The sequence below is a fragment of the Thermococcus barophilus MP genome, from assembly GCF_000151105.2.
GTDB lineage: Archaea > Methanobacteriota_B > Thermococci > Thermococcales > Thermococcaceae > Thermococcus_B > Thermococcus_B barophilus.
In genome coordinates, this window is sequence record NC_015471.1 from 1 (window position 1) to 20,076 (window position 20,076).

Here is a 20,076-nt window from a genome sequence, read left to right on the forward strand (position 1 = left end):
TTACTTAAAGATACGTTCTACTTCATTTTCTTCTACGTCAAATATTAGCGAAATTATTTCAATAGCATCACGTCCTCGTGTAATAGGACTAATTCCCCAGTATTTTGCGGACTTTTGTTTCATTTTTTGGGAGATATCTTTTCCCAGTCTTTCCATATCTTCTCTTGATGCTCCACCGACAAAGTATGCCTGAATCTTTTCATTATATACCCCATCAGTAAATGTTTCTATATCACGATGTTTGACACCGGGATAATGGAATAAGACTCTAATATAATAATCTTTAAAATACTCTTTTGGTTTATACGACGTCAAATAGGGTCCAAGGATATCAAAATACTCATTTAGAACACGTCCAAAATCCAGAGCATAAGGTATAGAAGATCTGACTTCCAAAGTTATGTTTTTATCAAAAAATGTTAGTTTAATATCATTGTGGGCTTCATAGTTAAACGTATCTACATTTATATTTTCACTATCTACCTGAATATCCAGGTCAATCCTTAAACATCTAGCAACAATGTTCAATATATTAGCTGTAAGCTTTTCTGCTATTAACCCTGATAAAATAGAAGTGAGCATGCGCTTTTCATCACGTTCCCTTCCATCTGGAGCCTTTCTATTGAAATTTTTCATAACCTTTAATGAGACTGGGCGCATATTTTCCATCAGCTTTTTTAGATACTCTCTATGACATTTGATAACTCTAAATGATTCATTTTTACACCCTTTACAGGTTCGAGGATATTCCATAACCTCAAACTTCATTCTATGTCACCCATATATTTCTCTTCTACTATCGATATAAACTTATGTTCTCCTGCTTTTTTTCTAATTTTTGCTATAAATTCTTTAACTTCATCGTCGGTGAAGAGCTCCCTTGCTATTTGATCGTGCCAAAAGTTGAACTTATTAACAACTGTGTATAGGTATTCGAATATTTTCTCAGTTTCTGATTGTGGTAGTATTTCTGGGAAATAAATACAATATATAAGATAGTCTAGTAACAGATCCACAAACTCACAATATTTTTTGTACTTTACGTTGCTATACAATTCAGTTAATAGTTTACTTAAGGCTGAAACTACATCTTTGATAACATCCTCATGGGGAATTACTATGGGAAGCTCTCTTAGTTCTGTAAGAGTAGTTTGTCTAAAATCATCCTTTAAGGCTATTGAAGACTTACCAAGGTATATAAAAGACAGCAGTTTGCTATTGATAAGAGCTAATAAATAGTAATAATCTACCAATGATAAAAACTCAGATTTTAGATTAAACACATATAAGTCCTTTTTTACAACACCTTGAAGGTTACAGAACGAGGCCATAATCCTGTCTTGTCTGCTAACAATCCTTCTAATCATTATCTTCTCTTTTGAGAGGTAAAGGTCTAAGTAGTCCTTGTTGTCCTTGTGCTGTGAAAAGTCAACAAATTTTGTTTGTTTTAAGTTAGTGATGTATCTATAGACATTTCCCTCTAGATAGGGTAGATGCCACTTGCTAAGCTTAACTAGGGAAAACTTATATTTAGACGCTAATATACCAATTGTTGAGTTTGTTAGATCACCTAATGGGTAAACATCATAATTTCCCCTTTGACTTAAGCTAGATATATGGTCTAATATCTCGTATATTACATTCCCACCCGGGAAAATTCTACATAATGGATCATTCAAGAGCAACGAATACCTTATTTTTTCTATTTTTGGATTCTCCCATACTGTTAAAAGTTCCTCTAGTCTGCTCCTTTTAGGAAAGGCATATATTAGAACCTCGTTGTCCATTGACGGCTCTTCATTTTTCAGGACTATTATTGAGTTATCCACATATGCCCCTTCAAATACATCAAATGGCAAATACAAAAAGACCTTGAGTTCCATTGTTTGCAAGAAGTGTTTTCTGGCCTTTGTGTAGTTTACGCCAGTTCCAAAACTTGCTGGAATTATAAACCCAAGATATCCACCATCTTTGAGCAATTCTTGACTTCTCCTCATAAAGGCGAGGAATGAATCTACACTATAAGTGGCCTCTTCTTCTCTATATCGTGTATCTATTATGTCTTTTTCGATATTTGATAATATGTTGCCGTATGGTGGATTTCCTATTATTATGTCAAAGCCACCTTCTTTCATTATCCATCCGAAGTCAACTACCCAGTGAAATGGTTTCAGAATATCTTCGTCGAACTTAATCTTTTTCTTCTTCCTTCTATTTTCATTAATTGTGTCGTTAATAAAGTTGAAATACTCCCCACTCACCCTTTGGTATATTCTCCTACGGATGCTCTCGAGTATCTCCTTCAGTATGGCAGCCTTCTTCCCGACGTTGTTCTTATATATCTCATAGAGGATACAGTACGCTTCCACATAGTCTTTAACCGTACTCGAATGGTCCTTGAGGAGTTCTTCAGCTTTCTTTATCTTGACAGCCTCTTCACCCGTTGCCAGCGCTTTCAATCCAATAAAGATACCCTCAACCTTTTTGTCGTACGGATAGTCAAGCGTTGCTATTGTCAATCTTTCCCCTATCCACCCCACGAGGGAGTTACCCACCCTCACGTTATACTCTATGTTCGGCAAAATAACATCTCCCCTTCTAACAGCATCAACGTCTAAGTCTTCAATGAGCGCCAACCACAACCTAAGTTTTGCAACTTCAACGGCCGTTTCATCTATATCGACGCCGTAGAGATTGTTTAAAATTATCTCCAACTTCAGCTTGTAGGTATTGAACTCTTCGCCAATAAGAGAATGCACCCTCTTCTTAATCTCGAGGAGCTCCTTCAATACAGAAATCAGGAAATGTCCACTTCCAACAGCTGGATCAAGTATTTTCATTTTGTTAATCTCGTCCAAAAAATCTTTTAGTACTCTTCCATCCCGTGTTATTGGCCGATCCTCGTTAAGGACTTCATCCAGAGTGCTAAAATTCAACAATTGTTCCTGCCATCCCCACTTTTTGAGGACTTCTTTCAGCTTCTTTATTACAACAGGCTCTACTGTACTTTTTACTATAGTTCTAGTGACTTCTTCTGGAGTATAGTAGGCACCAAGACCTTTTTGCCCCTTATTTGTTAAGAGGTTTATTAGCTTCTCATACACATGTCCAAGTATGTCGGGGTCCAACGATTCTTCATTACTCTTGCTTCCCAAAGTGAAGTCATATCTCTCCAAGAACTTGATGATTTCTTCCATAACATTATCGTCAGGAATATCATATTGTTTTTCATTCCTTAAGTTTTCTCTAAACAGACCACCATTTAAGTAGGGTATATCTCTAAAGTGTTCAATAACTTTCCTATCCCTTTCTTCTTCGGGAGTGTTGAAAACGCCGAAGAATAGTGGTTCAAGGTAGGCTTTGTAGTAACTCACAGGAACACTTGAGTTTCTCCACTCTTCAAAAGTTCTCTTCAGGAGACCTCCCGGGACAAGCCCTTTATCCTCTAGAAACTTTACAAAAATCAATCTGTTCATTAGAACAACTGCAAACTTCTGCTTATCTTCTTCTGTTGCGTCGAGAGGGGCTTTGATCTTATCGTACAGGCAGTTGTTTGTTACTTTTTTTAACTTCGTTTTGCTGTTCGTTTTGACTTCCCGATACCCAAAGACATAGTAAATGAAGTCGTCATAAAACTTTTTAGTTATCGCTTCCTTTTTCTCTCTAATAAATTTCGTTCTACCCTCTATATACTCTTCAATGTATTCTCTGGAAAACGCATAGTAAAATCTTACAAAGAGCTCTCTTAACTCTTTCACGCTGTATCCTATTATAAGACCTTTTTCTCTCTTTGAGAGATAGTTAAAGATTGGAGCAAGATCTATCTCGGCGAGTGTTTTTATCTCCTTTGAGGTATTATCATAATAAAGAAGTATCCACTCAAAACCATTCGTTGCTATCCCGATATCAACGTTGAAAGATCTTCTGTCGAGCCATTCTATCACTTGATTGACACCACTCCCCTTTTTATAGAGGTTGCTACCAAGAGGTTCAGCTTCTATAAGGATCTCTTCACCAAATATACTCTTTACGCGATAATCGGGTTGTTTTATTTTTTTGATCATGCTACTACCCAATACAGAGACAGTCCTCTTTACAACTTCTGGGGTTAGTTCGTAACCCAAAAACTTGAGAAGAGGATCTATAACGTGCTGCCTTGTAAAAGGTTCAGGTTGCTGGTCTTCACAATCTTCGGAAGTTATAGTGATATTTTGCCCCCTCAAAATCCCCTCCAGTTTTCTTCTTACTTTTGGATAAGAGCCAAGATCAGCATTTATTTTGTTTGCGAGTTCAAGAAATTTACCCCACTTTTCATACACATTTTTTGGGACTTCAATACCAAAAGTTAATACAGCTTGAGGCATGCGTCATCACCTTTTAATTTTTAGCTTATTTCTGAACGGATTCTATTCTAGGACTATAAGCCCCTAATTAACGTATATTTAATGCGGAATTAATAGTTTTAAATTTTTTAGTGTTATTTAAAGATACTCCAAAGCCCGAAATAAACATTTCCCTCCTACGATTTATCTCACTAATAGCTTTCACAATCATTGGGGCCTATCTACCTATCTAGCAGCTAGCACGTAGAATCCTTAAATTTTGTTGTCCCAACAGGATCCTTCTCAGACCAAGAAATTTTGAGTCAAAAATACGGATTGGATAATAAGAAGCAAGGTTAAACAGAAATATTGGTAGCAGGGCTCGTACTTGTTAGGCGATTCTTTAGTGGGGATTATGGATATCATTATTGAAGAGAAAGTAGAGACGTGTTTATCACTTGTATTACTTATAATGATAGTATAAATGAGGTCAATTCAAGAATTTTTGATAGAAATGCAGTGTCCTGGTGCTACATGACTTTTTCCGAAAGTCTGTTACAAGTGATAAACATCTCTCTGTCTCTACTGGGCTGTTTCTTGGTTGGTAATTTTTCTGACCTTGTCCCCGGTGTGAAGGGCAAGGGGCTTCCAACCTGCAAGATAGGTAATTTTATGCTGAGGAAAATTGCATAGACGCAAAAATGCTATCACTATAGTCACTATAGTTAATAATCAGTTCTCGTCAAAGCCACGCTTCGGGCATGCTCTGTCCTAAAGATCTCCTGTGTTTCCCACTAATAAAAAACTGGCCTCCTTCCCATCCCAAAGGACAAGGCTTGAAAAAGAAAAATATCAGAGCGTCAGTAAAAAGAGCTCTCTTGGCACGAACCATACATCGCCTTTCTTTTTCAAAGGACCATTGTAAATAACAACACCGCAGGTTAACCCCGTCTTCTTCATAGTCTTGATAACCTGGCGAAGATCCTTCTTTCCCCAACCGACCTCAATTACAATTCCTATGGAGTGCCCTTTTAGAATAAAATCTGCACCGCCCTTTTGGGCATCATAGTGAAGACCCAACTTCTTCTCCTTAGCGAGCAAGTGGAGATAAAGTGCTACAGCATCCTCAAGAAGCATGCCAAGCGTTTTTGAATCCCTTTCAAACAGTCCAAACTCATAAAGCACTGCACTCCTAAGCATTGGAGCCAAAAATTTATACTTTGGAGTCTTCCGAGCAACTTTACCTAAAGAACCGTAAGCCCTTACTGGGAAGATAACCTCAAGGTCCTCGAGCTTCTCAATCAGCTTCTCTATCGTTCCCTTAGCAAGCCCCAGCGTTGAGCTCAAGTCATCATATGCCAAGCTCTCACCGGAAGCAAGAAGAAGTAACAGACCAAGAGCCTTTTCCCGAGTTGTTTCGGAAAGCCCCTCGCGCACTAAATCAACTTCGACAATCTTTCTCACTATTTCGTAAGCATCTTCAAGCGGACTCGTGGAGGTGAGATAAATGGGTAGCGAGCCCTGAATGAGGTAATCCTCAACATCCTTTTCAGTGAACTTCAATAATACTCCTTCAAGCTTCTCCTCAATTCCCGAAAAATCACAGTTGAGGAGTGCATGCTTTAAAGCTATGCTGAGCTCCTCTGGAATCCTTATCCCTTTTTTCAAGAGCAGGTACTCGGTGAACGTTAGGGGTGGCACTCTGAGCTTCTTAGCTCTTCTCGTCAAGTCAGGGTCAAGCTTGAGGGGAAGTGAAGAAGAGCCAGTGACTACAATCATGAGATTGTTTGCGGAGTCGTGAAGGTCTTTCACTGTGATGCCAAAGTTCTCATCATAGTGGGCTTCATCAATAAATAGGAACGTAGGCTGGCTGAACTCTTCGACTCTCTCACCGAGAAGACGCTCGTATGCTTGAATAAAGTCGCTCAGGCTTATTCCCAGTGAACGAAGCTTGTCAAGGGGAACATAAACAAGTCTCTCTCTTGAAATTTGGGGAAGAAGTTTGAAGTAGGTTTGAGCGAGCATGGTGGTTTTTCCAACACCACGGAGACCATAAAGGACAAGGAGTTTGTTCTCTCGTGTTCTGAGGAATGATTCAATTTCTTCACTAAGCTTTGCAAGAGGCTTTCTTTCGGGTCGTTTTTCCCCAGCTGGAGTGAAGGCGTACTTTCTAAGCCTTGCCTCGGCTGTGTCAATTGTCCTCCTTACGATGCTTTCTACAAGCTTTTCATCCATACTTTTGCACCTTAGTGTAGTTCATTGCAATAGGATAAAAACCTATCGTTTTATATCACCAAAGTGATATTGAATGTAAGCTAATTGTGAAGAATCTCCAGTTGTTCTGTTTCCCATTATTGTGATAATGTTCCTTTCACTTAATATCCTCTTGAGAACACTGACCTCCATCCTGAGAGGGTGGAGGTAAATCATCACATGCAACGTCCAGAAAAAAGAGAGATTAAAGTTGAGTCGCGGAAAGATTAAATCGCCCAGCAATTATTTCTTTTGTGATGTTTTTCACTGTTGTTGGGTCCTCTTCAAGGTGGAACAAGTGCGTCCGCCCATACCTACCACGTGAGATTGCTTTCCGTGTAATTAATCCCTCCGCCTCCAATTTAGCCCCGATATAATTTATAGTATGTTTCATTGTTCTCGGGTACCACCCCAAAACATCACACAACTCTTTATATTTTAGATACAAGGTGCTACTGTCAATCTGAGCATGCCCTTTCTCTGTGAGAACGGCTAATGCATACAATAACAGTAAAGCATCGATGTCCAAACCATTGATAACCTGATTTAATACCTTCCTCTCAATGATTTCTACAGCTCTCCAAATTGATTTTTCTGTAATTTTTCCATTCTCAGCTTCATTTGGCGCTTCTCTTAAAACAAGAAATGCCCAACGTAGATCCCTCGACTCCCGGCGTATTAATGCAGCAAGCAATCTCAGAGCAGCGTCGTCAACAGTTCCAGGCGCAAATGCTTTTTCAACCCTATCCTTTAGAATAGCATATAGCTCATCGGTGTTGTAATTCCTAAAGTACACAAATATTGGCGAGAGGGATGAAAATGATGGGGCAGACAATCTTTCCACAATCCTGGCATTATTAGTTACAAAAAAGATAGAAACTACAACTTTACCCACCCGCTCATTAATACGAGAAAGACTATACACAAGATTATCAACTGGTTCTTCTCCGGGCCTTTTTCTCAATTTATCAATTTCATCCACTATAATAAGGTACTTGGACTCTTTTTCTTTCATATACATTATAGTGGAGTCATAAATATCGGCAATCGACATTCCGAGATTCACGTTAATTCCAAGTTGAGACGCAAGTTCATATAGGACTCTGCGGTACGTAAGATCCTTGGCAGATATATAGATCGCCCTTGAATCAATCTCATTTTCTAAAGCGACTTCATTGTAAGTTCTTTCAAGCATTCTTACTGCAACTGTTTTTCCAACACCTGGAGGACCATGTATGACAAGATTCTTGACTATAGAGGAAAATAAGAAATCTGCAGCATGTCCCGCTATTTCTTCAACTTCTCTGTCTCTAAAAAGCAACTTCTCAGGAATATATCCCTCAGATAAATACTGCGGGTAAAGCAGTATTCGAGTAGTAGTTCTTCGTTTTGTGAAAATTTCTTTGAGCTTGTCACTCATATTTAGCCCTCCACTTCCCAAGCAAATTTCCACTTCCTAACTCTCGCTTATCATTTATATATGTTTCTCCATTTCCTGCATTTCTCATCTTTACAAATGTCGGGGGGAAGGGGGTGTGTTAAGAAGTGGAACCTATTTTTGGTAATATTTTTAGCATTTTAGTAACTTTTTGTTATTAAATTATTATAGAGGATTAATAAAGATAAAAAGACATAAAAAATTCAAATTAGTTCAAAAAACAGCAATTATTAATGTTTACCCTGATAAAAGTCATATTAAATTAGTTTTTTGTTTCGATCAAGATAACATTTTGGAAAATTTCCAACAGTACTCTATTGGAAATTTGCATTAGGAAGTGGAACCCTAACATATTACACGGGTTACCGCATATAAGTTCCATTTCCTAACACACCCCCACCCCCCAAGGCACCATGTCTCTATATAATATCTTGGCAGTCCTCAAACTTTTCGTAGGGATTATCCGAAGGGCAACCCTTATCTTTTAGGAATAACCTTGTATAGCAAAGATATAGTAAAAAAATTAACCAAAAAACCACTCTTTGTCAATAGTTTCGATGGTTAGTGGATTCTTATCATCAAGTATCTTCTTTATCGGACCAAGTTTAAATTTGGGCCCTAATTGAAGCTTCTTGTAAAGGAGGTAGAGTAATGAATTCACTGGAATACAAAAGACATCCTTTTTAATATTCATCCCGACACTTTTAGCTATGAAAACAGGATAATACCTGTTTTCTTCTCCATTTCTTTTCATTTCATCCTCAAGGTACTTTTTAATTGCCCTGATGTCAGAGTCAGTAGGGGTGTAGTTCCAACGGTTCTTGCAGTCGTAAACAATGTAATAGTTATCTATCCACGCAATTCCATCAGCAAATTCACCTTCCAATTTGTGTCCCTTTTGAATTACGTTGAATCCAATAGCCTTTAACAAATCAGCTATTCTATCTTCAAATTCATCGTTACTCAATTCTTCTTCCTCAATATCCGAGAAATACTTTCCAATCCAGTCTTTCCAGTTCCATCCTCTTGCTTCCCCTTCGAGGAGTTTTAGCCACTCTTTTGGTGGCTTTTCTCCAAGTTCCTCAAGAATCTGGATTATTTCTTTCGGGCTGATAGAGAAGAACAATGCACTCTTGTTTGGAAGCCTCTTGAGGAGCTCTTCACTCTTAACCTTAGCTTTTCCTATGGGTTCAAAATCAAAGTGAGGTTCTCCTTTTTCATTGTATTTCATTCCTTTTACCCTTAAGTACACGAAAGGTTTGTGAAGATAATCGTGTATTTTTCCTTTTATTGTCTGCTTAATGTAAACGCCGAGACCAGGGAGAGGAAGAGATTTCTTAAGGTTTTCCCAGTCTTTGAGTTCCTTGTATGACCTCTTAGGATATGGGGCTTCTTTTGCGCTTTCCCAATAGTCCTCAGCCCAGGCAGTTTCCAGCACAAGAACACGTTTCATAAAGCTTTCCCCACTATCATCTTAGTCTTAACAGTATTTCAATCTTATTTACCTGTGTTGTTATCGCTATCCTTAGATATCTCTACTATGTTGAATTGCTTTTGGTGCAATTCAGTCGTTTCTGGATTCATCGCTTTCCAACAAAGAAGAGCTCGAGCCCTCTGATAAACTTCTCCAAGTTTCTACTTCTAAGCCCTCTTTCTGCGAGTATGTCCCTGAGCATTAAAGTCTCGTTGTTCACGAGGGAGGTCAGAATTGAAGGTAGCCAATAGTTCTCATCATGCTTTTTGTTCCATACATCAGGTAAACCTCATACTCCACTATCCAATAGTCCAGGAATTCTTTGAATTTATAGGTATTCTCTATGGGAATTAAAACTACCCAAGGAGCTAAGAACACTCCATTAAGATCTTTGAGAATTCCTCCACTTCCATCTCTCCCTTTAAGGGCGTAATTAAACTTCTTTCTTTGACTCCTGTCTAATCTTTGAACATTTATACTAAATAGGCTATAGCTCTCTCCATTCATGAGCTCATGAATGGGCTTTCCCTTGGTAAGAGAAAAGCCACTTATGATAATTCCAGGGGTGGCTAAGTAATTTGGGTCCCAAAGGCTTTCCAGATTAATAGCCTTAACATCTAACTTTTCATGGGAAAATCCTAAATCCAAGAGTATTTCCCTGAATTCAAAAGCTAAATCAAATCGCTCCTCTTCATTAGCTTTCTTTGTGATAACCATGAAGTCAAAGTCATTGGGAAGTTCCTTTCCAAGTGTGGTGGACCCATAAAGGATCACATCAAAGACTTTCTTGTGTTTCTTCTTGAAGTTCTTGGCTGCCTTCACAAGTTTACTTAATTCTATCGGCAAGCCTGAGAACTGCATTTCTTAACTCCCCCACTTCTCTTTTTGTGATCCTTCTCTCATAAGCATCTCTATAGAAATCAAAATACTTATTCACAACCTTGTATAAATCTCTGTAATGAAGTCTCAAAACTGCAAATCGTTCTGCGTGATTCTTTGGCTCAAGCCCCAAGTCCCTCTTAATAATGTAATCACAAATCCCAACCATAGCCTTGAAATACATAATGGTAGCAGAGTTATACTTTCCTCGTTTAAATGCTATTTCTCCGACTTCAATGCATTCCTGAATATTAGCCTTTAAATCGTCCAAATTTATTGGCATATTATCGCCTCCTTTCAGTCATGAGAACAATAAACCAATATAAAAGGCTTTTTGTTCTCATGATCACAGCAATGGATATTACATGCTCTTTTTAAATTTGCCTCTTAGTGCAAAATTGCCGCCACCAATAAGGTGAAGTGTTATCTTTTCAAAATCCTTTTCCAGAACTTCCAAGTAGAGTCCGATGGCTTCTTTGATGTTTCTGAGAGCTTCTTCTTTGGTTTCTCCTTGAGACATGCATCCAGATAATGCTGGAGCGTGATGTTTCTGATGACCTTGAACTGAAACATGATCATAAGGATTAAAATACCGTACTCCAGATTTGTTTGGGTGGGTATTATGGAGGATCGGTTTGAGGAGCTTGCGAGGGCTGTGTTGGGTAAGAGGGTTGTTAGGGTTGTCACTGGTCCGGATGGTTTTGATTTGGAGTTTGATGATGGCACCATTATTGAACTCTATGATGTTGGTGGTTATGTGATAACGAGCAGAAAAGAGGTAGAAAAATACGAAAAGCTTAACCAAGAGTAATCTCAGCACTCTTTCCTTAATTCTTCTTTCAGAAATTCTATTGGTTTAAGGATTTTAACTTGATGATCTTTAAGCCGCAAGACTTTCTTGTCATCTCTTAAATCCAATAGGTCATCGTCCCATGTTAGGATTACTTGAACCTTTGCATCATAGGCAATGTCAAGCAATTTGTTGTCATCTTCATCACGGCAAAGGTTGAAGTGTTCTTTTGGCTCAATTATTTCTGTTCCATAGAGGAAATTTGCAAGCACTTGCAGCCAATTTTTGCTCAGCTTTCCTTCCTCTTCTAGGATCGCCATCTTAATTTGGAGCTCCTCTAAGGCTTCTTGACTGGTATAATTAATAAAGTGCTCTTTATCGAGAAGCTCTATGAGAAGAGCAGCCAGTCCTCTTGGTTTTATCATGACAGCTAAGACAACGTTGGTGTCCATGACGAGCTTCATTTCTTTACACCTTTGAGCTCCTTCCACTTTCTGTCAGCATCCTCGAGGATATCTTTGATCTCTGACCATTCGTCTTCGATCTCTTCAGTGAAGAGCTTCTGAAGGGCTTGCCTTGATCTTGCCTTAGCTTCTTCTGGCGTGATTGTTTTCGCCTTTTCTCTCGCTTTTTCCATCATTATCTGTCCAAGTGTTAGTGTTACGGCGTATTTGATGAAGTCGGAGCGGCTCTTGAATTCGCCTTCCTTTACAAGTTCATCTATCTTTTTGATTATGTATTTTGGGAGTCTCACTGAAACTGGAGATTCAATAACCTGAGCCATCAGTATCACCAAATACAAATGTAATACAATTGTATTTAAATTTTCTGGTTATCATGATAACAAAATTAAAAGGGCCACTTGAGGTCGTGTTGGTGGCGTCTATTAACTTCCATTACTATATTAAAGTCTTTTTTGAGTCTGACATAATTGTCTGCCAGTTGCATAATTTTATTGGATCTCTCATCTATTAGTTTGCTCTCCACAAACACTTTCTTTCATCTATATATCTTATATTTAGTGTAATTATTTAGTGTAATGTGTCCAATTTGGTTTTCAAAATTAGAACGTTACTGTTATATATGAAAAGTGCAGTAATTATTATTCGGTGAGATTCGTGGGTCTGAGAAAGTTGATTTTGGGTTTTGATCCTGATGAATTACATGAACTAAAAACAGCACTTATTCGAATTGAGAATATTGAAAAAGAAATTCGAGAAGTGAAAGAACATATGAAAGAACTCCAGAGGTTGCTTAATGATAAGGCTGATAAGCAGGCCGTGGATTTATTGTCAAAGATGCTTGAAACTGAACGAAAAATCGTTGATTCGTTAGAACAGGAACTAAAGGAGATAAAACTAAAATTCGATACTTTAGAGCTATCTTCGGAATTAGCTGAATCTCATAAAGTCTCAATAGATGATTTTGAGTTAGAAGAACGATTAATTAAGCTAATTTCACAGGGTCATAATTCACCAACCGAATTAATACGTATGCTTGGTATTTCAGCAGATAAGCTTTATCAGATAATTAATAGATTAATAGCAAGCCGAAGAATAAAGAAGATTAAGAAAGGACGCAAAGTATACTATGTTTTAGTAGAAGAGTGATGTTATTATTGTTCGGTTATAATTCGGAGCCGAATATCGATATTTTATCTGGGTACTTTACTGAATCTCCCTTATGTGCTGGGAAAACGTCCTTTGTAGTACATTTACGATTGAATAGTTTGACATATGGGCTTAGATGAAAAATCTCCGAATTTACCCGAATAATTCAAATCACTGTTGTATTAGTGTATTTAGGTAAATTACTTGATATATTGAACTTTCTTGGCTCGAAGACTTGTTATATGGAATAATCGAGGGGGAGTGTTTAAGAAAATTATATATTTACCGTAGCATTAAAGATCATAATGGCAGGCCTCCGCTTTTTCTTTTTTCCATAACTCACTTAAACAATGAATGGGGACACAGTTATTAGTGAGGCATATGAAGAAAGTTAACTCATACTCTGTTAAGTCTTCAAATATCATAACAAACGATATTCCTCCCAAAATAAACCAGAACAGTCTGATTGACTTCAGGAGAAAGCTTACTTCCTTGATAGTTAGGGATTTGTTTGATGTTTATCTCAGAAACCCATATTACAAGAGACCTGTCCTTGTATTTGGTCCAGATATTCTGTACGTTCACTTCGACAAGACGTTCTATGTAATTGAGCGTGAAATTGGCAAAGCCCTAAATAGGTGGGCGAACTTAGCTCAGGCATTTTCACTTAATGAATTGGCTCCAGTAAAGGCTGATAGGATCGTTCTGAATGAGTTTTATACTGTGCCATTGTATCATGAGACTTTGAGAGGGATTTTGCATGAAGAAAGGACTCTAACATTCCTTGGTAATGAGCCAAGAAAATACACAAGCAGTGAGCTTAGGGAAATCTCCCGAGCATTGCTTAGCAGTAAAGGGGCTCTTTTTGAGTTTGAGATGTTTAGCAGGATTGAGAAGAGAAACAAGGAGACGTTGGTGGCTAAGTTTTATCTCTTTGTGCCCCTTGAAAAAGGGCTCGAGTTTCTGTGAATCTCTGCTTCTGAGGGGAATGAAACATACATTTTTCTGTGTTGTTTCATAGAGGAGTGTAACAAAATCTATATAACTGTGGAATCTGCTAAACGCTATGAGGGATTGGAATGGCAATGCCGAGAAGTATAAGAGAGTGTTTAGGAGAAATTATCCCTGCAGGAATTTTGTTGGTCTCATATAATCAGTATTCTTTGGGTTGGAAGGTTGGAATTAAGTTGGCGAAGGAGGAGATAGACTCTGGCGGGTTTGCTATTATAACCAATATTGCGATCCCTTTTAGGAAGTTTTGTGCAAGGGTGAATGCTGCAGGCTTGGATATTATAAAGGAGGGCGAACAAGGGAAGTTGGCTGTCATAAATGTCTTCAAGGAAGAGGTACCTTATGATTTCGTTTACAGTTTGGAGGATGTTGATGAGAGTACGTTTATTCCAAAATATGTAGAAGTCAAAAAGGAGATTGTTAAGAAATATGGATTAGGGAAAAGGAAGGTCATTCATGTATTTGCTACGTTGGATACGCTTTATACAAGATTTGGTGAAGATGTTATGAGGGAATTGTTTATGGCACGTTTGTATGCAGGAGAAGAGTTGGTTTTGAGGGGGTTTAATTTTTGGGATGTTCTCATTGTTAATAGGGACAGCATACCTAAAGAGCTACACTCTTGGATGGTCACCATTAGTGATTATGTCATCATGACTCAGGGAATTTTGAAAGAGCAGGAATTTATCGAGAATATCTCTGTATTAAAAGGAGTCTCCAAAAATTTTAGACCCATAGTTTTTCAAGTCAGAACATCAACAATATCAATACCCTCAGAAATGATATATTAAATGTGCTCGTATGAAATCTAAAGTTGTAGAATTGAGAGGTTAACACAATGAAATGGGGAGTGTTTGGAGAATTAAATGTGACAACTTGAGGTTTCATTTGAGTTAGACTTTGTCCTGAATCTTGAAAGAATTACAAAATTTTAAATTTATAAAATATCGAAGGTCAATAGTTCCATTTTTCAAATAGCTCTCTCGTGGTTTTTGCATAAATTTCGTCAAAGGCTTCTCTCCAGTCTTTGGTTAGCTTGAGCAGTCTGCGTGGTCGGTTTCTTGGATTCTCTACGAGTCTTGTTTCAATTATACCGAGCTCTTCCATCTCGAACATGAGGTTTCTCCAGCTTCTGAGGGCTGTCCCGGGATTCACACCAAGAAACTCGGCAAGTGCCAAGTTGCAGAGCTCTTCCGCTTCACATTTGCAGTAATCTTTGTGTGTCCAGCAGGGTCCTCCTATTTCCCGGAATGTTTTCTTTATTTTTGGGGCATTTTCAAGGGCTGCAATCATCCTCATTACATTCCTGAGCGTGGCTCCTCCCATGGTGATAACCTCAATGATGAATAGTTCGAATTGCTTTAAAAGCAATTCGGTGTGAACCACAAATGTAAATGCATTTTCATGCATAAAACTGTAAGGTGGTACTATGTTTGTAGATAGAAGGGTAGAATTCCCTCTTCTCAAAGTCTGGCTTTACTGAGAAGGCCAAGGAGTTATGTGAAAAAGAGGGAGTTAAGATGCTTAAGCCTGAGGATTTAGAAATTAGGTGATTTTTGGGTCAAAGGATGTCTTTGGTTTTTAGAATTTGCCTTTTATGATATTTCTACCGAGTGTTGCCATTAAGATTAAATTATTTGAATAAATATCTAAGAGAGGATGGGGGGTAAGAAATGCCCTCATGGAGAGTTCACAAGAAATGGGGAGAAAGGATTTTAGGCTTCTCAACTTCGAAAATTGATCAGTTAATAGACCAGGATGAAACTCATGATGCGGGGAGATATGATATTAATATCTTTGAGAGACAGGTGACTCATGTAAAGTCACTATACGGGGAAACGGGAGTTGAATATTATATCCTCCACCACTTATTAGACTATGCTGAGCAGAGATTGTTAAGTATACTATCTGATGAAGCTATAAGGGAATATTATGAGAGGACTAGAAGTGCAGAAGAAGTTTTAAGAGAGGTTAGACGTAAGCTTCTTGAAGATCTTCAAGAGTTTAAATTAAAAGATGACCCTTTTATAGCTAAAACAATAAAGAAGATAGTAAAATTCTATCAAAATTTAGACATGCTGGATGAGCTTATTTTTGATATAATGAACGGAGATAATTTTCCTAAGCGATTGGGAAATATCATTTATATGAAGGCCATTCCTCACTCAAAGAGTTGGTATTTCATTGATCAGAAAAAAGTGGACGAGATAGTGAACATAGCAATCGAATGTATAGGTGAAATATTTGGAATTTTGGCTAAAAAATTTCAGTAGTTGGAGCCACGATGTTCCCTATTCATTTTGAATTACTTTAAAAGCAACTCGATTAATTATATTAATATTTCCACGTTTTAATTTTCAAATAAACTCAAATCCAAAGCTAATCAAGTCCTTCACAATTGAATGCAAATGGATAGAATTACTATTCACTTCTGGGACAAAATACCTGACTAAACCATCATTCAGTAGGTCATGTAGCTCTCTTAAGAAATGCACTTTAAGCTCTCTTACTTGTTCTTGCGGATTACCTTTAGATAGCTCTTTACATTTCAGTCCACCAAAATATGAGTCTAATGTGCCTACGTGGGATGTAGGTCTCTTATTTTTCCCCAGACATTTTCCCCATAGATGAATGCTCATTATATATCCCCTTATTGGGTATAGCTCTTTGAAAATCTGAGATATTCTCTTTTTTGAAAATCTGCCAATTTCCATGTTGTGAGCTGAAAATAGTTGTGGTATGTCTAAAGCAATTCTCAATTTTAGCTCACGTGTTTCTATTAGCTTTGTCAGCTTCTTTAAATCGTACGTAGTTGAGAGTATGAAATTGCCACCATGATATTGTGTTCCATACCTATTTTCGATGAATATCTGCACATCCGGATACTTGTTTAGGATTTCTCTTTCGAACTTTTCATAGAGGTCCACGAAATGACTTAAATTTTTACAGTAATCATTGAATGGTGGATGTATTTCAATTATTTTTGGCGGTCTTTTCTCACCTACAAGCCTGAAAATAAAAACAATAAAGTCCCCCACCCAGTCTTCATCAAACCATAATTTGGGTACCCCTCTTTTATCTGCTCTCTTTATCCCTATTAACCCTTTGCAAGCAGGAGAGGTAAATTTTCGTGGATAATATGAGTATTCCGTGTGAAGTGAATAGTCAAAGTTGCAGGGTATTTTTGTTTTACTATCAAAATGAGCTGGGATTTCCTTGATCTTGGGTTTGATTCCATAGGGATATCTCTTGTTCCCATAGAGTATTGGTATAAGCTTAACCATAATTTCACACCTATCTTGTGATTATTTTTTATAAGTATCTATCTGTTTTCTGTTTTTAAAGTTCAATAAGGAGGATTTTTTTAGTTTTTAGAATTTTGCCTTTGATAGTAAATAACAAAAAGAATCAACTAAAGGATGCAAAGCCAATCTCATAGAGCTGTCTGAGCATTCTAAGAACTTTTTTGGCTGTGTGTTGGAGTGTATAGTTGCTAGTAGAATTTGCAAGTACTTTAACCACCACATCACTCTTGTTCTGTATGTTCTCAGTCTCAAATACCTCTTTGAATAGTTCGTCAACATCTTTGTCGGCGTCTTTTTCATCAAGCATCCCTTTCTTTGCGAGCTTAAGAACAAGCAGTAATGGTTTCTCAAGCTTCTTTCTGTTGCCGTGGAATTTTGGAAGTATTTTCATAAGAAGTGCAAGGTCGAAAATTTCATTGTTAACTTTATTTTCATCATTATTATTTTCAAACTCTATTATTCTTGCTTTCCAGCTTTCTTTTGCGTTTTCGAAGAACAAAGCAATCTCATCAACTACTCTGTAACCAAAGTGCAAGTCGTATGGCTCGAGGGTCTTGTTGAGTTGCTGGAGTATTTGCCAGTATTTTCCATTGCCAGCGTTTTTGAGCTCTTTAAGGGCTTCTTCAATATCGCTTTTTGCTAGGCCATCTTTTCCTTTCTTGTAAACTGTTAAGAATTTCCCACTCCTTCTTAGATCATCAAGGACTCTCTTTCTTAAATTTTCAAGTTCTTCCTGCGATAACTTGGCTTCCTCTGGAGGGTAACCTTCAAGATCCACATCATGGAACTCTATTGTAAACGCTCTATCGAGAACCTTAGGGCTGAACATGTAAGTTGTTTCGTCTATATTCACCGTACCTATTATGTATAGGTTTGGCGGGAGTTTGAGTTCTTTGGGAATGCCTTGCTCTTCTACAACTTTATCAACATCGTGGAGCTTTATGCTCTCTCTCGTGAAACCGCTATCATCTCTGCCGCTCTCAAGGACGCTGAGGAAGTCGGCGAAGTAATATTCGACGTGAGCAAGGTTCATCTCGTCGAGAATGATGAAGTAGGGCATGGCTTTTTCTCTGTTCTGTTCATAATCTTTGATTGCCCTTAGGATGAATTCTAAGAGAGGAGTTTTGTAATATTTGCCATCTAACGGGTTGTAGTAGCCAAGCAAAGGCTTTGAATCTCTCCAATCTGGGCGGACGGAGAGGAAGATGTGATTACTAATCTTAGGCATGCAATCTTTTGGAGCTTTGACCTTGATGAACCCTCCACCACTCATGTCACTACTCCTAGCTGGTCGTTCTTTTTCAACATCCCAAAATTGTGATACACTTCTATCACACTCTATGACCTTTATAGCTTTTAAGAAAATGTCATGCTCTTTGATGTAGTCCTCTACAGTCTCATCATAAACCCTTTTAACCCATTTCATACCTTTTTTCCAGCTTTCTGGCAATTCTTTTTCTTCTTTTAAAATTCTATCAACTATAAAAAGCCCGTAGGGAACCTTTCGATAGTACTGGGTATCTTTTTCATCACTATCATACACCCACAGGATAAATGGAAGATCAATATCTTTTGCTTTTCCTGCAGGTCTCCAAGCATAAATCACGTATCCAATTTCTTCAATTGTTTTTTCAATTGCCTTGATTTCCTCTTCAGCTTTCGTATTTGGACCTGATGCAACCATTAATTGAGGGATTTTATCCCCTGCTAATCTATCTTCTAAAAGTTCAGCAAACTCCAAAGCAATTTTTGTCTTTCCTGTTCCACTTAAGCCTGAAAGAATTACAAAACCTTTTGTTTTTAGGGCAGTGTAAAATTGAGCAATGACATGATCTGGGAAGTGGTAACCTTTTGAGTGGAAATATTGCTTCAAATTTTTAATATTCTTCGAATCTGAATCATCTTTGCCCATAAATTCACCCTCAAAATACTCCTCCAACACCCATTCTATCTTTTTAATGATGTCTTCTGCTTCTTGTCTTTTTTCATCTGGAAGTTCTGGGTTATTTAAAAGCTCTTCATGTTGTTGTTTTGCTTTTAAAAGGAGGTTATATACACTTTCTGGCTTAATAATCTCATTTTCTCCAATATATACTATCTTGTTTTGACCAAATTTTTTGAGTCCTATCTCTTCGGGAGAAAATTTAACATATGCCTCTGGAAGGAACACTGTTGATAATGTTTTTTTGCCCCTGAGTTTGCTTACAACTTCATTAACTTCTCCAGATAGCACTTTGGCAATATATTCAGCATGCTTTTCCGAAATATCGCCCTTTTTTATTGCCTCATTTAAGTATTCTTTAGCTTCATCTGGAAGAATCTCGGTTAGTGCTTTACCGGTTCTAAAACCCTCCCTTGAGTATTCTCCTTTTCCATAGAACCCCACAAGATAAAATTTCCCATCATCTATGTTTCTTGAAATGAAAATTACTAAACCCTCACTAAACTTGCCAAGTTTTCCCCTACTCTCAACGTGGCCATAATAATATTCTGGACTGAAGTTTTCATAGAAATTCCACCATTCATGAGCTAACCCAGTCTGTTTAACGTACTCAAAGCCATATTTATCCCTTTTCTTAAATCCTTCCTCATCAAATCCTTTCCATCTGTTATGCGCCCAAGCAATATTTGCAACTATCCCAATTGTTTTCGTTTCTATTTGTTTCTCAGAGTTTGAGTCTCCAAAGAATTCATGAATCCTTTTTTTATCCCTGTTATCAACAGCATATTTCAACAACCTTTGCATTAGGGGCTGAGGATTGTTGTTAATTATCCATTCTTTCAAGAGCTCATCAAACCCTGCTACATTCAACCCAAGTTGCCGTGTATACTTATCGGATACAGTGTTTATTTCTACTCCATGTCTTTTTGCAACTCTTTCTGTTGCCTCTTTTCTAAGCTTTTCTAAGTCTTGCTCGGGAGAATACATATCCTTAATTTCCTTAAGAACATCTAATATTTCGTCAATCCTCCGGGACACTTCTCATCACCTTT

At 37.7% G+C, this 20,076-nt stretch carries 18 protein-coding genes; 5 read left to right on the forward strand and 13 right to left on the reverse strand.

Annotated features, from left to right (window positions below):
* From TERMP_RS10950 to TERMP_RS10985, 8 genes are all read right to left on the reverse strand, one after another.
* Nucleotides 1-768 carry a hypothetical protein gene (locus TERMP_RS10950; RefSeq protein WP_013747408.1) on the reverse strand — a complete coding sequence of 256 codons (768 nt, stop codon included), beginning with the start codon at nucleotides 766-768 and terminating at the stop codon, nucleotides 1-3.
* Nucleotides 765-4,364 (reverse strand): Eco57I restriction-modification methylase domain-containing protein, encoded by a 3,600-nt coding sequence (locus TERMP_RS10955; protein WP_013747409.1) that lies wholly within the window; start codon nucleotides 4,362-4,364, stop codon nucleotides 765-767. The genes TERMP_RS10950 and TERMP_RS10955 overlap by 4 nt, the downstream gene beginning before the upstream one ends.
* Before the next feature lie 810 nt (nucleotides 4,365-5,174).
* A complete protein-coding gene (locus TERMP_RS10960) occupies nucleotides 5,175-6,557 on the reverse strand; it encodes an ATP-binding protein (RefSeq protein WP_013747410.1) in 1,383 nt (460 codons plus the stop codon).
* A gap of 223 nt (nucleotides 6,558-6,780) precedes the next feature.
* Nucleotides 6,781-7,995 (reverse strand): Cdc6/Cdc18 family protein, encoded by a 1,215-nt coding sequence (locus TERMP_RS10965; protein ID WP_013747412.1) that lies wholly within the window; start codon nucleotides 7,993-7,995, stop codon nucleotides 6,781-6,783.
* 541 nt (nucleotides 7,996-8,536) lie between these two features.
* The gene (locus TERMP_RS10970; protein ID WP_013747413.1) at nucleotides 8,537-9,466 is read right to left on the reverse strand and encodes a hypothetical protein; all 930 of its coding nucleotides are present in this window, start codon (nucleotides 9,464-9,466) and stop codon (nucleotides 8,537-8,539) included.
* 249 nt (nucleotides 9,467-9,715) lie between these two features.
* Nucleotides 9,716-10,348 carry a nucleotidyltransferase domain-containing protein gene (locus TERMP_RS10975; protein ID WP_048160003.1) on the reverse strand — a complete coding sequence of 211 codons (633 nt, stop codon included), beginning with the start codon at nucleotides 10,346-10,348 and terminating at the stop codon, nucleotides 9,716-9,718.
* A complete protein-coding gene (locus tag TERMP_RS10980) occupies nucleotides 10,314-10,649 on the reverse strand; it encodes a hypothetical protein (protein WP_013747416.1) in 336 nt (111 codons plus the stop codon). The genes TERMP_RS10975 and TERMP_RS10980 overlap by 35 nt, the downstream gene beginning before the upstream one ends.
* Nucleotides 10,650-10,789: 140 nt before the next feature.
* Nucleotides 10,790-10,939, reverse strand: a complete 150-nt coding sequence (locus tag TERMP_RS10985; RefSeq protein WP_373419383.1) for a hypothetical protein — start codon at nucleotides 10,937-10,939, stop codon at nucleotides 10,790-10,792.
* 49 nt (nucleotides 10,940-10,988) lie between these two features.
* On the opposite strand from TERMP_RS10985, the gene TERMP_RS11450 reads away from it, so the two are divergent.
* Nucleotides 10,989-11,177, forward strand: coding sequence for a hypothetical protein (locus tag TERMP_RS11450; RefSeq protein ID WP_013747418.1), 189 nt, complete (start codon nucleotides 10,989-10,991; stop codon nucleotides 11,175-11,177).
* Nucleotides 11,178-11,179: 2 nt separating this feature from the next.
* Here TERMP_RS11450 and TERMP_RS10990 read toward each other — a convergent pair whose 3' ends face one another.
* Both TERMP_RS10990 and TERMP_RS10995 read right to left on the reverse strand, forming a co-directional pair.
* Complete coding sequence (locus TERMP_RS10990; RefSeq protein WP_013747419.1) at nucleotides 11,180-11,620, reverse strand: putative toxin-antitoxin system toxin component, PIN family; 441 nt, start codon at nucleotides 11,618-11,620, stop codon at nucleotides 11,180-11,182.
* On the reverse strand, nucleotides 11,617-11,940 hold the full coding sequence (locus TERMP_RS10995; RefSeq protein WP_013747420.1) for a ribbon-helix-helix protein, CopG family: 324 nt from the start codon (nucleotides 11,938-11,940) through the stop codon (nucleotides 11,617-11,619). Before TERMP_RS10995 ends, TERMP_RS10990 begins: the two co-directional genes overlap by 4 nt.
* A 334-nt stretch (nucleotides 11,941-12,274) precedes the next feature.
* Between TERMP_RS10995 and TERMP_RS11000 the strand changes: the two genes are divergently transcribed.
* The 3 genes from TERMP_RS11000 (at nucleotide 12,275) to TERMP_RS11010 (ending at nucleotide 14,568) form a co-directional block, all read left to right on the forward strand.
* The gene (locus TERMP_RS11000; RefSeq protein WP_013747421.1) at nucleotides 12,275-12,766 is read left to right on the forward strand and encodes a hypothetical protein; all 492 of its coding nucleotides are present in this window, start codon (nucleotides 12,275-12,277) and stop codon (nucleotides 12,764-12,766) included.
* Nucleotides 12,767-13,147: 381 nt separating this feature from the next.
* Nucleotides 13,148-13,735 carry a hypothetical protein gene (locus TERMP_RS11005; RefSeq protein WP_013747422.1) on the forward strand — a complete coding sequence of 196 codons (588 nt, stop codon included), beginning with the start codon at nucleotides 13,148-13,150 and terminating at the stop codon, nucleotides 13,733-13,735.
* Between the two features lie 110 nt (nucleotides 13,736-13,845).
* The gene (locus tag TERMP_RS11010) at nucleotides 13,846-14,568 is read left to right on the forward strand and encodes a hypothetical protein (protein ID WP_013747423.1); all 723 of its coding nucleotides are present in this window, start codon (nucleotides 13,846-13,848) and stop codon (nucleotides 14,566-14,568) included.
* Between the two features lie 163 nt (nucleotides 14,569-14,731).
* Here the strand turns inward: TERMP_RS11010 and TERMP_RS11015 are convergent, their stop codons facing one another.
* A complete protein-coding gene (locus TERMP_RS11015; RefSeq protein WP_013747424.1) occupies nucleotides 14,732-15,103 on the reverse strand; it encodes a GntR family transcriptional regulator in 372 nt (123 codons plus the stop codon).
* A gap of 347 nt (nucleotides 15,104-15,450) precedes the next feature.
* Here TERMP_RS11015 and TERMP_RS11020 point away from each other — a divergent pair, with 347 nt between their 5' ends.
* Complete coding sequence (locus tag TERMP_RS11020) at nucleotides 15,451-16,050, forward strand: hypothetical protein (RefSeq protein ID WP_013747425.1); 600 nt, start codon at nucleotides 15,451-15,453, stop codon at nucleotides 16,048-16,050.
* An 84-nt stretch (nucleotides 16,051-16,134) separates the two neighbouring features.
* On the opposite strand, the gene TERMP_RS11025 is transcribed toward TERMP_RS11020, so the two are convergent.
* Together TERMP_RS11025 and TERMP_RS11720 are read right to left on the reverse strand one after the other, a co-directional pair.
* Complete coding sequence (locus TERMP_RS11025; RefSeq protein ID WP_013747426.1) at nucleotides 16,135-17,061, reverse strand: hypothetical protein; 927 nt, start codon at nucleotides 17,059-17,061, stop codon at nucleotides 16,135-16,137.
* 124 nt (nucleotides 17,062-17,185) lie between these two features.
* Nucleotides 17,186-20,062: an McrB family protein gene (locus TERMP_RS11720; RefSeq protein ID WP_013747427.1), complete on the reverse strand. Its 2,877-nt coding sequence runs from the start codon at nucleotides 20,060-20,062 to the stop codon at nucleotides 17,186-17,188.
* Nucleotides 20,063-20,076 lie beyond the last annotated feature (14 nt).

Excerpts from the sequence above, each read along its gene's own strand:
- TERMP_RS10950 (WP_013747408.1), bottom strand. The coding sequence starts at position 768 with ATGAAGTTTGAGGTTATGGAATATCCTCGAACCTGTAAAGGGTGTAAA.
- TERMP_RS10955 (WP_013747409.1), bottom strand. The coding sequence starts at position 4,364 with ATGCCTCAAGCTGTATTAACTTTTGGTATTGAAGTCCCAAAAAATGTG.
- TERMP_RS10960 (WP_013747410.1), bottom strand. The coding sequence starts at position 6,557 with ATGGATGAAAAGCTTGTAGAAAGCATCGTAAGGAGGACAATTGACACA.
- TERMP_RS10965 (WP_013747412.1), bottom strand. The coding sequence starts at position 7,995 with ATGAGTGACAAGCTCAAAGAAATTTTCACAAAACGAAGAACTACTACT.
- TERMP_RS10970 (WP_013747413.1), bottom strand. The coding sequence starts at position 9,466 with ATGAAACGTGTTCTTGTGCTGGAAACTGCCTGGGCTGAGGACTATTGG.
- TERMP_RS10975 (WP_048160003.1), bottom strand. The coding sequence starts at position 10,348 with ATGCAGTTCTCAGGCTTGCCGATAGAATTAAGTAAACTTGTGAAGGCA.
- TERMP_RS10980 (WP_013747416.1), bottom strand. The coding sequence starts at position 10,649 with ATGCCAATAAATTTGGACGATTTAAAGGCTAATATTCAGGAATGCATT.
- TERMP_RS10985 (WP_373419383.1), bottom strand. The coding sequence starts at position 10,939 with ATGTTTCAGTTCAAGGTCATCAGAAACATCACGCTCCAGCATTATCTG.
- TERMP_RS11450 (WP_013747418.1), top strand. The coding sequence starts at position 10,989 with ATGGAGGATCGGTTTGAGGAGCTTGCGAGGGCTGTGTTGGGTAAGAGG.
- TERMP_RS10990 (WP_013747419.1), bottom strand. The coding sequence starts at position 11,620 with ATGAAGCTCGTCATGGACACCAACGTTGTCTTAGCTGTCATGATAAAA.
- TERMP_RS10995 (WP_013747420.1), bottom strand. The coding sequence starts at position 11,940 with ATGGCTCAGGTTATTGAATCTCCAGTTTCAGTGAGACTCCCAAAATAC.
- TERMP_RS11005 (WP_013747422.1), top strand. The coding sequence starts at position 13,148 with ATGAAGAAAGTTAACTCATACTCTGTTAAGTCTTCAAATATCATAACA.
- TERMP_RS11010 (WP_013747423.1), top strand. The coding sequence starts at position 13,846 with ATGGCAATGCCGAGAAGTATAAGAGAGTGTTTAGGAGAAATTATCCCT.
- TERMP_RS11015 (WP_013747424.1), bottom strand. The coding sequence starts at position 15,103 with ATGGGAGGAGCCACGCTCAGGAATGTAATGAGGATGATTGCAGCCCTT.
- TERMP_RS11020 (WP_013747425.1), top strand. The coding sequence starts at position 15,451 with ATGCCCTCATGGAGAGTTCACAAGAAATGGGGAGAAAGGATTTTAGGC.
- TERMP_RS11025 (WP_013747426.1), bottom strand. The coding sequence starts at position 17,061 with ATGGTTAAGCTTATACCAATACTCTATGGGAACAAGAGATATCCCTAT.